This window comes from Acidobacteriota bacterium, assembly GCA_040752915.1.
In the GTDB taxonomy this organism is placed as follows: Bacteria; Acidobacteriota; UBA4820; order UBA4820; family DSQY01; genus JBFLVU01.
The window spans coordinates 17,673-28,962 of sequence record JBFMHB010000041.1; the positions used below are offsets into that span (position 1 = coordinate 17,673).

Genomic DNA, 11,290 nt, shown 5'->3' on the forward strand with positions numbered 1-11,290 from the left:
CGCGGCGCCTCCTTACCCGATTCCGTAAGCCCTGGCCAACAGAACGATGGGATGTACGGCCTCCTTTCCCGTGGCGTGGGAGATCTGGAGGCCCGAGAGGGGACATTCGGTGGTGACGGGACCGGAGGCGTCCCGGACCTTCTGGAAGAGCTTTCGCCCCACCCTCATGGATGCGTCAAAGGTCTCCAGCCGGATCCCGTAGGTGCCGTCGTGGCCCGAGCAGCCATCCAGGACCTTGACGGTGGTCCCCGGCAAATCGCGCAGGAGGTCTCGTCCCTTGAACCCAACGCCCATCTGCTTCAGGTGGCAGGGAAGGTGGTAGGCCACCTCTCCCAGGGGACGAGGTTCCGCGGAAGGCCAGAGACCTCGCTTCTTCAAGTCGGCCAGATAGTCCAGAAGGTCCCGCGAGGCCCCCGCCACGCACTTCGCCTCCTCTCCGGGGACGAGGAGGGGGTACTCCATGGCGAGGGCCATGGCGCAGGATGAAACGGGGGCGAGGATCGGCATTCCGGCCCGGGCGAAGGGCAGAAGGGCGGCCACGTTCTTTCGGGCCTTGGCCGCGGCGGTTTCGATGTCTCCGAGGTCAAAGGCCGGGATTCCACAGCAATCGACGCCGTCGGGAAGGATCACTTCCACGCCGCAGGAGGCGAGGAATCGGACCAGAACCTCCCCCAGCTCCGGGTAGTTTTCGTCCACCAGGCACGTGGTGAAGAGTACGGCCTTTTCACGGGTCTGGGCGGGCTTCGGCAGAGAACCGAACCGCGACGCGAAGGTTTTCGCCGCCACGGGAGGCAGCGGCGCCTCGGGATGGATCTTGAGCAGCGGCGCCATGGCCTTGCGTGCGAGCCGGTTCCGGTTCACGGTGTTCGCCAGGGCCGCCACCGGGCGAGCCTTCCGTGCCATTCCGGCGGGATCGGCGAGCATCCTGCCCGCGAACGTCGCCCCCTTCTCCTTGAACCTCTGGGCCTTGTGCCGCAAGGCCAAGTGCGGAAAGTCGAGGCGGAATTCGTGGGGCGGCGTGTACGGGCATTTCGTGTAGCAGAGCTTGCAGTAGAAGCAGGGCTCCATGACCGCGTCGAGGTCCTTGTCCTCCAGGGCCTCCGCCAGGATGTCCCGGGAGTCAAGGAGGTCGAACAGCACGTCGAAGGACGGGCAAAGCCCCGCGCACAATCGGCATCCGTGGCAGATTTCGAAGATGCGCCGCTCCTCCGCGTGGAGGTCGCGCGCGTCGTAGAACTTCGGATCGCGCGGGTCGAAAACGAATTCCTTGATGCCCCCGAGTCCCTTCTCGCTCATCTCGCTCCCCCATCCACCCTGACGCCCGCGAAGGCGCGGAGCCGGGCTCCCCGGCCCCCCTCCCGCGCGGGAGGGGATCCCCGCGCCTCCGCGAGCGCTTCTCGTTCCGGGACTACTTGATTTCGTCCAGAGCCTTCTGGAATCGGCCCGCGTGGGCCCGCTCGGCCTTCGCCAAGGTCTCGAACCAGTCTGCGGCCTCGTCGAAGCCCTCCTCCCGAGCGGTTCGGGCGAAGCCGGGGTACATCTCTGTGTACTCGTAGGTTTCGCCCGCCACGGCGGCAGCGAGGTTGAGCCGGGTGTCCCCGATGGGCTTGCCCGTGGCCGGATCGCCGACCTCTTTCAGGTAGTCGAGGTGTCCGAAGGCGTGCCCCGTCTCTCCCTCCCCGGTCGAGCGGAAAACGGCGGCCACGTCGGGGTAGCCTTCGACGTCCGCCTCCCGCGCGAAATACAGGTAGCGGCGGTTGGCTTCGGACTCCCCGGCGAAGGCCGCCTTGAGGTTCTCGAAGGTCTTGGTTCCTTTCAGACTCGGCATCTCACACCTCCTGTTCAGAAAAGGGGTGGGCGTCCCGCGCGCACGCGGCGCAGGTGCCCCGAACGGTTACCTCCCACGATTCCGGCCGAAAGCCCCGGGGCAGGGAGAACCTGCACTGGTCCTCCTTGCGGACGGGGGCGTCCCAGAGACGGCCGCAGCGGTTGCACGCGACATGATAGTGCGGTCGAAGGTTGGCGTCAAAGCGATCGGGGCCTTCGTCCAGCCGAACCCGGCGGACGGCCCCGCTGGAGACCAGGATCTCCAGGTTCCGGTACAGGGTGGAAACACTGACATGACCGTGAAGGTCCCTCAGCCGGCGGGCGAGCTGGCCCGCGGTCGGGTGGTCGTGGGCGCTCAACAGGACCTCCAAGAGATGGTCCCTCTGCCGGCTGTGTTGCCTCGCTCTAGGAATCATTCCGAACTCGCTTCCGAGATAGATAACCGAGGGGCGGCCGTCGGCATTCCCTGCCGGGGTGTCGGACCAGGCTTGTCGGGCAGTCCTTCGCCCGGTACACTTGAATCCATGAGGACGGGACGACTGAAGTCCGTGGCGGCCCTCGCGGGGTGCGTCCTACTTGCCCTGGCGTGCGCGCGACGTCCTATCGTCCCGACCGTGCCCGCCGCCGCTCCGCCCGAGCCCCCGGTAAGCCCGCCCGTCCAGGCCGCGCCCACACCCCAGGCCGGTCCGGCCCCCGTGCCCTGCGCGTGGTCCGAAGTGGGGGAGCCGGCGGACGACCTGGGCTGGTCGGGAGTGGCCGAGGCGTGCCGGCAAAGCCTGATCTACTTTGGACGCCTGCCGGCGTCCGCCGTACTGAAGCTCGGTTCCTGGGACGTTCCCGCGGCCATCGTGGCGGATTCCGTGCGGGAGCTCCTTCGCATCGCCGAGGACGGGGGCCTGGATGCGTCGGGGAAGTCGGCCCGAATCAAGGAGATCTTTCTGCCCTATCGGGTCGCCTGTTCCGAGGGGAATGGGGAGCTCCTCGTGACGGGGTACTACGAGCCGGTCCTGCCGGGCCGGCTGAGGTCGGACGACCAATTCCGTTACCCCATCTACTCGAGGCCCCCCGACCTCGTGACGGCCGACTTGTCGCAATTCCCCCTGGCCGAAAGCCAGGCCAAGATCGTGGGGCGCCTGGTCGGAGATCGCCTCGTGCCGTATTTCTCCCGGGAGGACATCGACGGCGGCGGCGCGTTGAGGGGGAAGGGGCTGGAGATCGCCTATCTCGCTGATCCCGTGGAAGTGTTTTTCCTGCAAGTCCAAGGATCGGGTCGGCTCCAACTCGAGGACGGAAGGACCGTTCGGGTGCAGTACGACGGGAAGAACGGCCACCCGTACGCCAGCCTCGGGCGCCATCTCATCGAAGCGGGGCTCCTGGCGGAGGACCAGGCCTCCATGCAGGACATCCGGGATCTTCTCGCCTCGATGGGCGAATCGGAGAGGCAGGCAAAACTCAACGTCAATCCGAGCTACACCTTCTTCCGGTTCGAGACTGGAGGACCCTACGGGAGCCTGAACATCCCCCTCACCCCCTCCCGGTCCGTCGCCCTGGACCCGGCGGTCTTTCCCAAGGGCGCCCCCGCACTCCTCCTTTCCCGAAAACCCGACCTGGGGGCAGGAGGGGCCCTGCGGGGGTGGACGCCGTTCTCCCGGATCGTCCTCAGTCAGGACGCCGGGGGCGCCATTCGGGGGCCTGGAAGGGTGGACCTCTTCTGCGGAGCGGGTGCTCCGGCGGAGGCCGTGGCGGGCCGGCTGAGGGAGCCGGGCCGCCTGTACTTCCTTCTGAAGCGTAAGGTTTGAGGGCCGAAGGGGTGCCGGAGCCGTCCCTCTCCGATCAGTCGCCCTTTGGAGGGGGCGCGGAGGCCACGTCGAAGTACCGCAAGCGGTCTCCCGTCGGAATGTGCACGATCTGGGCCCCGATTCCGAACACCCCCTCCCCTTCGGGTTCGCACCGCACGACCCGAACCCGGCAGGCGATTCGTGAGGCTCCCGGGCCCTGACCGAGATCGAGATCCAGATCGAGGATCTGTCCCAGGGTCACGTCCATGGGTAGCTGAAAGTAGAGACCCGAACAGCTGAGGTTCTTCCCCGAAAGGGGAAGGGCGGCCCGGCCGTTGCCCGCCGCGGTCCCTGTGAAGTCCCTCGGAATCCGCAAGTAGCCTCTCCGCTCGTAGGAGTAAGGGAGGGCGCGGTTCTTCCCCAGGGCCTTGGCCTGGTACATGGCGGCGTCGGCGTGGCGCACGAGCTCCTCGCCGTCGGCGGCGTCGCTCGGAAAGGAGGCCACGCCGGCGCTGAGGGTCAGCACGCCGAAGGGAGAAGGGGCGGGCAGGCGGAGGCGTTCCACGGCCTGGACGATGCGGGAGGCGACGGCGAGCCCCCCCATCTTGTCGGTGGCTGGAAGGAGGACGGTGAATTCCTCCCCGCCGTAGCGGCAGGGAAGGTCCATGTCCCGGACCGAGTCCCGGATCATGCCCGCCACGGCCTGGAGAGCCTGGTTTCCCGCCTCGTGGCCCAGGCGATCGTTGTAGGACTTGAAGTGATCCACGTCGAGAAAGATCAGCGTGAGCGGGGTTCCGCTCCGGCGAGAGATGCCTATCTCTCGTGGCAGAACCTCTTCGAGATACCGCAGATTGTAGAGCGAGGTGAGGGGATCTTTGAGAACCCCTTGCTCGGTCTGCTGATAAATCCGGATGTCAATGACGGCGGGGTAGGGGATGCAGGGAGTTTCGCGGATGAAGTAATCGGCCGCCCCCACCCGATAGTCGACGGGACGCCGGAGGCCCTCGGCCATGGCTTGGGTGTGACGGAGTATGGCTTTCCAATGCCCCAGGGCTTCCTCGGGGGAGACGTCCACGTGGCAGATGAGGTGGAGAAACCGTGCATACACGTCCGGCCCGAAGCGGGACCGCAGTTCCTGGAGCCGGGCGTCCACCTCGATCGGATCGGGCGCCGACTCCATCGCCAGGGCGAGCAACTCATCTTCCTGGGATTTCCATGCGGCTAGATTGTCCACGGCCACCCCTCGCTCCATAGGCCCCTCCTCCGGGCGGTCCCCACCGCCCTCCCCGCAGCTCCCTTACTCTGAGGAGGCCTTTGCCCAAGAGTCTACTCAAAGGGCCGGGAAAACGAAAAGTGGGATCCGGAACAGTGGGGCAAATGACGCAGGGCTTGATTCAGGAACAACCATCCACCGGCGCCCTCGAAGGGGTTCGGCCCCTGAAGGAGGGTCCGAAATGGAGGCGTGGCCTCAGGAGGAGCGGGCCGTATCCCGGGTGACGAGACCGTCCCGGATCTCCACGATCCGCGCGGCCCGATGGGCCAGGGCGGGGTCGTGGGTTACGACAATCAGGGTGCACCCCTGGTCCCAGAGTTCGCTGAAGAGGGCCATGATGTCGCCACCCGATGAAGTGTCGAGGTTGCCCGTCGGCTCGTCGGCCAGGAGGATGTCCGGCCCCATGGCGAGGGCGCGGGCGATGGCCACCCGCTGCATCTGCCCCCCGGACAGTTCCGTGGGTTTGTGGTCCCGGCGGTCCTTGAGCCCCACTCGCTCCAGGAGGGATTCCGCCTTGGCCCGCCGTTCCGATTTGGGGACGCCGCCGAAAAGCATGGGCATCTCCACGTTTTCGAGGGCCGAGATCTGGGGAAGGAGGTTGAAGTTCTGGAAGATGAACCCCACGCGGCGGTTCCGCACGTCCGCGAGCCGGTCCCGGTCCAGCCCGGCGACGGGTTCCCCGGCCAGGTAGTACTCTCCGTCCGAAGGCGTGTCGAGGCATCCCACCAGGTTCATCAGGGTGGACTTGCCCGATCCCGAAGGCCCCACCACCGCGACGAACTCGCCCTTGGCCACCCTCAGGTCGATGCCCTTCAGGGCCTCGACCTGCACCTTGCCCGTGTCGTAGACCTTGCGAATGGCCTTCATCTGGATGATGGCGTCGTGGGAAACTCCGTAGCCGTTCCCGTTTCTCCCGTTGTTCTTAAGAGGCCAGTTCATTCGCATCTCCAAGAGCCGGAGCATGGCGGGCGCCCCGGTGTCCACCCCGGGGCCCCCCGGCCGGCTATTCGTACCGCAGGGTCTCAGCCGGATCGATGGCGGCCGCCCGGCGGGCGGGAAAATACCCCGCCAGGAGCCCGATCAACCCGAGGATGGTCGCGGTGGCGATCCCGATGGGCAGGGAAAGCGTGGGCTTTCCGAGGAATTCCAGCGCTCGGTTTCCCTCCGTGGGGGCCAGGCTCAGGAGAATCACCAGGAAAAGGGCCGCGAGAAGACCGAACGCCCCGCCGAGGAATGTGTAGAGAAGGCCCTGGAGGAGGAAGGGCCCCGTGATCCAGGAGGACCGGGCCCCCAGGGCCATCTGGATGCCGATCTCCCTCGTCTTTTCCTTGACCACGGCGTACATGATGTTGGCCACGCCGATGCCCCCGATCAACAGCGTCAGCCCCCCGATGATCCCCAGGAAGATCTGGATGCCCACCGTGACGTTGGCCATGATCTTCGAGCTGCGGACCGTGTCCCAGATGCCGAAGACCTTCGCATCCGTGGGATCGAAGCGGTAGCGGGCGGCGAGGGCCTCCTTGAACCGCTCGAGCATGCCGGCCATCTGTTCGGGCCGGCGCACCTTGATGACCAGGTTGTTGAGCCGTTGACGGCTGTACTGGCCCACGAAGGTCGTGATGGGGATCACGGCGTGGGAATCCTCGGGGCCGGCGTAGTTGCCCATCTGGAGCTTGGGCTTCATCACCCCGATCACGAGATAGGAGGCGTCGTTGACGAGAAGGGTCTTGCCGACGGGGTCCTCCTTGCCGAAGATGTCTTCGGCCAACTGGTTTCCGAGGAAGATGACCCGCCGCTTCTCCCGCTCGTCGTTGGGGTTGAAGAACCGGCCCCCGGGCTGGGGGACGTGGTTTCGGATCTCTCCGTACTCCCAGTTGGTCCCGATGACGTGTCCGGTGACGGTCTTCTTTCCGTAGGTGAGGGAGGTGCCCCAGTTGTGGATCTCTCCGATCACCGCCTCCGCGTCCGGCAATCGGCTTCTCAGGTAGGCCACGTCGTCCGCGAGGGGACGTATGGGCCGGCCCGCCGGGAGGCCCTTCCAGGGCTGGGAGGTTTCGCCCGGCCAGATGACAGCGAGGTTCTCGCCCATGCCCCTCCGGCCCCGCATCATCTGCTCCTTGAGCCCCTGGCCGAAGGCCAGCAGAAGAAGAATGGCGACGGTCCCCCAGGCGATGGCGGCCACGGTCAGCGCGGCGCGCTTCTTCTCCAGCTGGGAGGCCCTGAGGAAGAGCTGGAAGATGAGCTTCATCTGCATGGAGGCCCCTCTTTCCCTAGAGCTTCATGGCGATGACCGGATCGAGCCGGGCGGCGTCCCGGGCGGGGAAGTAGCCGGCGAGGACGCCCACGGCCCCCAGGGCGAGGGCCGTGAGGGCCGCCACCATGGGGGAGATTTCGGGGACGCCCACGTACTCCGTCAATCCGAACTTGGGGAAGAGGGAGCAGATCCCCGCCGAGAGCAGCAGGCCCAGCGCTCCGCCGAGGCCCGTGATGACCAGGGTCTCCAGGAGGAACTGGCGCAGGATGAAGCCGCTGCGGGCTCCGAGGGCCATCTTGATGCCGATCTCACGCGTCCTCTCCTCCACGACGACGTTCATGATGTTGGACACTCCGATGCCTCCGACCACGAGGGTCAGGGAGCCGACGATGCCCAGAAAGAGCTGGAAGCCCAGCATGAAGGCGTCCATGAACTCGAACATGTCGGAGGTGTCCCAGATGGCGAGGGCCTCCTTGTCCTCCGGGGAGAACCGCAGGCGCTTGGCCAGGAGGGTTCGCACCTCGTCGGAAAGGGCCTCGTTTTGGGAAGGCGCGTGGGCCTTGAAAATGAGGTTGTCCACGTACTTCGCGCCCGTGACGGCCCGGAAAGTCGTGGAGGGTATGAACATCTTGTCCTTGTCCCGCCCGCTGTAGGAGGAGTCCTGCTCTTTGGCCTGGAGGACGCCCACGACCGTGAAAGGGGAGTCCCCCAGCATGAAGATCCTGCCCACCGGATCGGGTTCGCCGAAGAAATCCTTGGCGAACTCGTCCCCCACGAAGGCCACCCTCCGGCGCTCCTCCATGTCCCGCGGGTTCAGGAACCGCCCCCCCGGCCGGGGAATGAGGTTCCGCATGGTCCCGAACTCGGGGTAGACGCCCGAAACGTCCACCATCATGGTCTTTTCTCCCTGGTGGATCTTGAAGGCGTCGGCGTACTCCGCCGAAATCGCCTCCAGCCGCGTGGACTCCCTTCGGACGGCCTCCAGGTCCTCGTCGCTCACGTTGATCCGCCGGCCCTTTCCGAGACCCTCGAAGGGGAGGGATGTCCTCGACGGCCAGGCGATGACGATCCGGTCCCCTAGGCCCGCCGCGCTCTTGATGAGCTGCTTGTGGAGGCCCTGGCCGAAGGCGAGGAGGAGGCTGACGGCCACGGTGCCCCACACGATTCCGAAGGTGGTCAGGGTCGTGCGGAGCTTCTGGGTCCTCAGGTCCCTCCAGAGCTGACTCAGAGCGTTGGTGAAGAGGAGCATGGGTCCTCCCCCGCGACGGGCTACTGAATTTCCTTGGGCGGACGCTGGACGACCTTGTCGCCCTTCTTCAGCCCCGAGACGACCTCAACGTTGAGCCCGTCCGAGAGGCCGAGGACGACCTCCACCTTGCGGGGCTCCTCGCCGGCCTTTTCGGCGGGGACTTCCACGGTGGTTTTCTTTCCCCCTTCTTCGAAGGTGACGAGCCTCTCGGGGATGACCAGCACGTCCTTCTTCTCCCGGATGATCACGTCGGCGTTCGCCGAGTACCCCGCCCGGAGCACCACGTTCGTGCCGGGATCGAGTTCGATTTCCACGTCGAAGAGGGTGGCTCCCTCTTTCTTCTGGGCCTGGGGGGCGATGCGGGAGACCCGGCCTGTCACCACGTCCGTGGGCAGCGCGCCCACCTTGATGCGAACGGGGAGGCCTATCTTCATTTTGCCTACGTCGATCTCGTCCACGGTGCCCTTGAAGATCAGGTCCGACATCTCGGCGATGGCCGCGAGCTCCGTCCCCGCCTGATAGGAGGTGAGGGGGACCACCGGATCGCCCGGGTTCACGGCGCGGGAGAGGAGCGTTCCCTCGGCGGGCGCCCGGATGATGGTCTCCATGGCGGCGCCTCCACCCGAGACGCGCCCCCGCGTCGTGAGTTCCCGGTTCTCGCGGGCCCTCGTGAGCGCGACCTGCGCAAGCTCGTATCTCTCCTTCTGGGCATCCAGGTCTCCCCGGGAGACGACGCCCTGATCGAAGAGCTGCTGGTAGCGCGCCAGGTCCGCCCTGGCTCGTTCGTACGATGCCTCGGCGGATTCGGCGTCGCGCCCGACGTCGATGAGCTCCTGGGGCGTCGGATCGGGGGCGATTTCGAAGAGGGGGTCGCCCCGCTTCACCGTATCTCCGACCTCCACGTAGCAGGTGCGCACGATCCCGGAGACCTTCGACTTCACCTGGAACTTCAGCCGGGGCTCGATCTGGCCTACCGCCAGGGCCTTTTCCGTGATGGAGCCCGACTCCACGTCCACCAGAGTGATGCCGGCGCCCTTCCCGTTGCGGGAGCGGACCCAGCCGTACAGGGCGGCCGCCACGATGCCTATGGCGATCAATACGACAAGAACCTTGACCAACTTGCCCATGGGCCTGACCTCCTCCTGTGCGAGCCTCCGGGCGAAGACTCCACGGCGGAATACGCAGATGGGGAAGGTTTTGTTTTCGCCGGGCCGGTGGGAGTGGGCGGCCCGCCGTCAGCGGGCGGACTGGAGGCGCACGCGTCGAGCGCGGACGGCGAGGGCGGTGAATCCCAGGGCCAGGAAGCCGAGGTCCCTGAGCAGCGCCAGCAGGACCGGAGCCCCGTCCTGCGCGTGTCCGAAGCACCCGCAATCGATGTCGAGGCCCCGAATCCACGCCTGGCCAAGGGCCCCGAGAAACACGAGCAGGAGGAGGTTCACCGTGAGAAGCGCTCCCTCGGCCGCAAAGCCCGTGAGAAGCGCGAGGGCCGCCACGGCCTCGATCCACGGTAGCACCACGGCCAGGGTGTTGACCACGGCGTCGGGCACGAGGGCGTAGTGGCCGATGTCCTCGGCGAATCCAAGGGGGTCCAGGATTTTGGGAATGGCCGCGTACAGGAAGATGCCCGCCAGGGTCCAGCGCCCCAGCCTGTCCAGCCACGCCGCCGCTCTTTCCTTCATGTCACTCCTGGGTGCCGTTGCGCACCGGCAGCTTGGCGCGCATCCAGCCGGGGAGGCCGTCCGCGAAAACGGCCAGGGAGTCGTCCTTGAAGCCGCGCTCGATGAGTTTCTCGGCGACCTCCTCGGAGGTTCCGCAGGAGCCTCCGCTGCAGTAGACGATGATCAGCGCGGCGTTCTTCAGCCTCGGGGCCACCCTGGGGTACACCGGCTCGAAGTTGTCGGCCGGAAGGTTGAGGGCTCCGGGGATGTGGCCGAGTTCGTACTCCTCCGGAGAGCGCGCGTCGAGGAGGACGGTGTCGCCCTGGTCGAGGTAAAACCGCACCTCTTCCAGGCTCACCATTCTCAGCCCCTTCTGCTCCAGCCGGACCTCCTTCCCGCCCCGCAGGGGGAGCCCCATGGGAGAGAGGGCGTTGAAGAGGAGTCCCGCGAGGGTGCCCGCCGCCACCAGTCCGATCATTTGAACGATCCCGCGTCGCATGAGAGGACCTCGCCTTCAAAGCATACAGCATACCTTCGGGCCCGAACCAAGACAAGCGCGCCGGGGTCGGGAGGATCCCACCAACCAAAGAGCCTTCCCGACTCCGGGGGATGGCCCGCTATGGGCCAGGCCCGACTGGGTGCCGGAGGATGTAACGTCGAAGCGCGTCGTTTCATTCTTGTTTCTCGATTGTTACGAATGGACCCTCTTCGGGCCGAACTCGGTGGCACTGCCCTTGCTCAGAGAACCCGCGTGCGGCTTCGGCCGGGCTCGGCATGATTCGAAGGAGGGGCCCTTGGACCTCGAACACGGGCTGGAAAAAGTGGAGGAGATCCGCCAGGGACTGGAGGCCGGGCTGGACGATTTTCTCACCGGAGAGGGCGGTCCCGGCCCCTCTCCCGTCGTACTCCGCTTCCTGACCAAGTACGCCATCGGCCTTTCGCGCCCGGATTTGCTGGCCAAGTTGAGGTCGGCCCTCAGGAGGCTCGCGGAATCCCCCCGCTACGACGCCGAGGAGGGGGGGTTCTTTGAATCCGGCTTCGGCTCGCGCAAGACCCTCGCCGCCAATTCAGTATGGCTCATGGTGGCCCTCCGCCTGAGGCGGCCCGGTCAGGGGGAGACCTCCGGAACCCTGGCCCGGAGCCTCCTGCGCTACCTGCAGACCCGACTTCTCCTGCCGGACGGGAGCTTCGCCTCGGAGCAGGCGGCGGACGAGGCCTACTACGCCCTCCCCATCCACCAGAGGCGCATGT

At 66.5% G+C, this 11,290-nt stretch carries 12 protein-coding genes; 2 read left to right on the forward strand and 10 right to left on the reverse strand.

Translation table 11 applies throughout. The annotated features are described in order from the left end of the window. Positions 1–12 precede the first annotated feature (12 nt). The 3 genes from AB1824_08855 to AB1824_08865 all read right to left on the reverse strand — a co-directional run bounded on the left by AB1824_08855 (position 13) and on the right by AB1824_08865 (position 2,243). On the reverse strand, positions 13–1,296 hold the full coding sequence (locus tag AB1824_08855; protein ID MEW5765071.1) for a heterodisulfide reductase-related iron-sulfur binding cluster: 1,284 nt from the start codon (positions 1,294–1,296) through the stop codon (positions 13–15). 112 nt (positions 1,297–1,408) lie between these two features. Then, complete coding sequence (locus AB1824_08860; GenBank protein MEW5765072.1) at positions 1,409–1,828, reverse strand: rubrerythrin family protein; 420 nt, start codon at positions 1,826–1,828, stop codon at positions 1,409–1,411. A 1-nt stretch (position 1,829) separates the two neighbouring features. Beyond that, a complete protein-coding gene (locus AB1824_08865; GenBank protein MEW5765073.1) occupies positions 1,830–2,243 on the reverse strand; it encodes a transcriptional repressor in 414 nt (137 codons plus the stop codon). Between the two features lie 108 nt (positions 2,244–2,351). Here AB1824_08865 and AB1824_08870 point away from each other — a divergent pair, with 108 nt between their 5' ends. Beyond that, a complete protein-coding gene (locus AB1824_08870; GenBank protein MEW5765074.1) occupies positions 2,352–3,626 on the forward strand; it encodes an MltA domain-containing protein in 1,275 nt (424 codons plus the stop codon). 34 nt (positions 3,627–3,660) lie between these two features. On the opposite strand, the gene AB1824_08875 is transcribed toward AB1824_08870, so the two are convergent. The 7 genes from AB1824_08875 to AB1824_08905 form a co-directional block, all read right to left on the reverse strand. Continuing rightward, a complete protein-coding gene (locus AB1824_08875; protein MEW5765075.1) occupies positions 3,661–4,857 on the reverse strand; it encodes a diguanylate cyclase in 1,197 nt (398 codons plus the stop codon). Positions 4,858–5,073: 216 nt separating this feature from the next. Then, entirely contained in the window at positions 5,074–5,817 is a 744-nt protein-coding gene (locus AB1824_08880; GenBank protein MEW5765076.1) for an ABC transporter ATP-binding protein, read from the reverse strand. Between the two features lie 64 nt (positions 5,818–5,881). Next, positions 5,882–7,132: an ABC transporter permease gene (locus AB1824_08885; protein ID MEW5765077.1), complete on the reverse strand. Its 1,251-nt coding sequence runs from the start codon at positions 7,130–7,132 to the stop codon at positions 5,882–5,884. 16 nt (positions 7,133–7,148) lie between these two features. After that, positions 7,149–8,381 carry an ABC transporter permease gene (locus tag AB1824_08890; protein ID MEW5765078.1) on the reverse strand — a complete coding sequence of 411 codons (1,233 nt, stop codon included), beginning with the start codon at positions 8,379–8,381 and terminating at the stop codon, positions 7,149–7,151. Between the two features lie 20 nt (positions 8,382–8,401). Further along, positions 8,402–9,508 carry an efflux RND transporter periplasmic adaptor subunit gene (locus AB1824_08895; GenBank protein MEW5765079.1) on the reverse strand — a complete coding sequence of 369 codons (1,107 nt, stop codon included), beginning with the start codon at positions 9,506–9,508 and terminating at the stop codon, positions 8,402–8,404. Positions 9,509–9,616: 108 nt separating this feature from the next. Beyond that, entirely contained in the window at positions 9,617–10,060 is a 444-nt protein-coding gene (locus AB1824_08900) for a MauE/DoxX family redox-associated membrane protein (GenBank protein ID MEW5765080.1), read from the reverse strand. A gap of 1 nt (position 10,061) precedes the next feature. Then, positions 10,062–10,538 (reverse strand): rhodanese-like domain-containing protein, encoded by a 477-nt coding sequence (locus AB1824_08905; GenBank protein MEW5765081.1) that lies wholly within the window; start codon positions 10,536–10,538, stop codon positions 10,062–10,064. Positions 10,539–10,833: 295 nt separating this feature from the next. On the opposite strand from AB1824_08905, the gene AB1824_08910 reads away from it, so the two are divergent. Then, the coding region (locus AB1824_08910) for a hypothetical protein (GenBank protein ID MEW5765082.1) at positions 10,834–11,290 on the forward strand (457 nt) is incomplete at its 3' end.

Excerpts from the sequence above, each read along its gene's own strand:
- AB1824_08875 (MEW5765075.1), bottom strand. The coding sequence starts at position 4,857 with ATGGAGCGAGGGGTGGCCGTGGACAATCTAGCCGCATGGAAATCCCAG.
- AB1824_08885 (MEW5765077.1), bottom strand. The coding sequence starts at position 7,132 with ATGCAGATGAAGCTCATCTTCCAGCTCTTCCTCAGGGCCTCCCAGCTG.
- AB1824_08900 (MEW5765080.1), bottom strand. The coding sequence starts at position 10,060 with ATGAAGGAAAGAGCGGCGGCGTGGCTGGACAGGCTGGGGCGCTGGACC.
- AB1824_08905 (MEW5765081.1), bottom strand. The coding sequence starts at position 10,538 with ATGCGACGCGGGATCGTTCAAATGATCGGACTGGTGGCGGCGGGCACC.
- AB1824_08890 (MEW5765078.1), bottom strand. The coding sequence starts at position 8,381 with ATGCTCCTCTTCACCAACGCTCTGAGTCAGCTCTGGAGGGACCTGAGG.
- AB1824_08855 (MEW5765071.1), bottom strand. The coding sequence starts at position 1,296 with ATGAGCGAGAAGGGACTCGGGGGCATCAAGGAATTCGTTTTCGACCCG.
- AB1824_08870 (MEW5765074.1), top strand. The coding sequence starts at position 2,352 with ATGAGGACGGGACGACTGAAGTCCGTGGCGGCCCTCGCGGGGTGCGTC.
- AB1824_08860 (MEW5765072.1), bottom strand. The coding sequence starts at position 1,828 with ATGCCGAGTCTGAAAGGAACCAAGACCTTCGAGAACCTCAAGGCGGCC.
- AB1824_08895 (MEW5765079.1), bottom strand. The coding sequence starts at position 9,508 with ATGGGCAAGTTGGTCAAGGTTCTTGTCGTATTGATCGCCATAGGCATC.
- AB1824_08865 (MEW5765073.1), bottom strand. The coding sequence starts at position 2,243 with ATGATTCCTAGAGCGAGGCAACACAGCCGGCAGAGGGACCATCTCTTG.
- AB1824_08880 (MEW5765076.1), bottom strand. The coding sequence starts at position 5,817 with ATGAACTGGCCTCTTAAGAACAACGGGAGAAACGGGAACGGCTACGGA.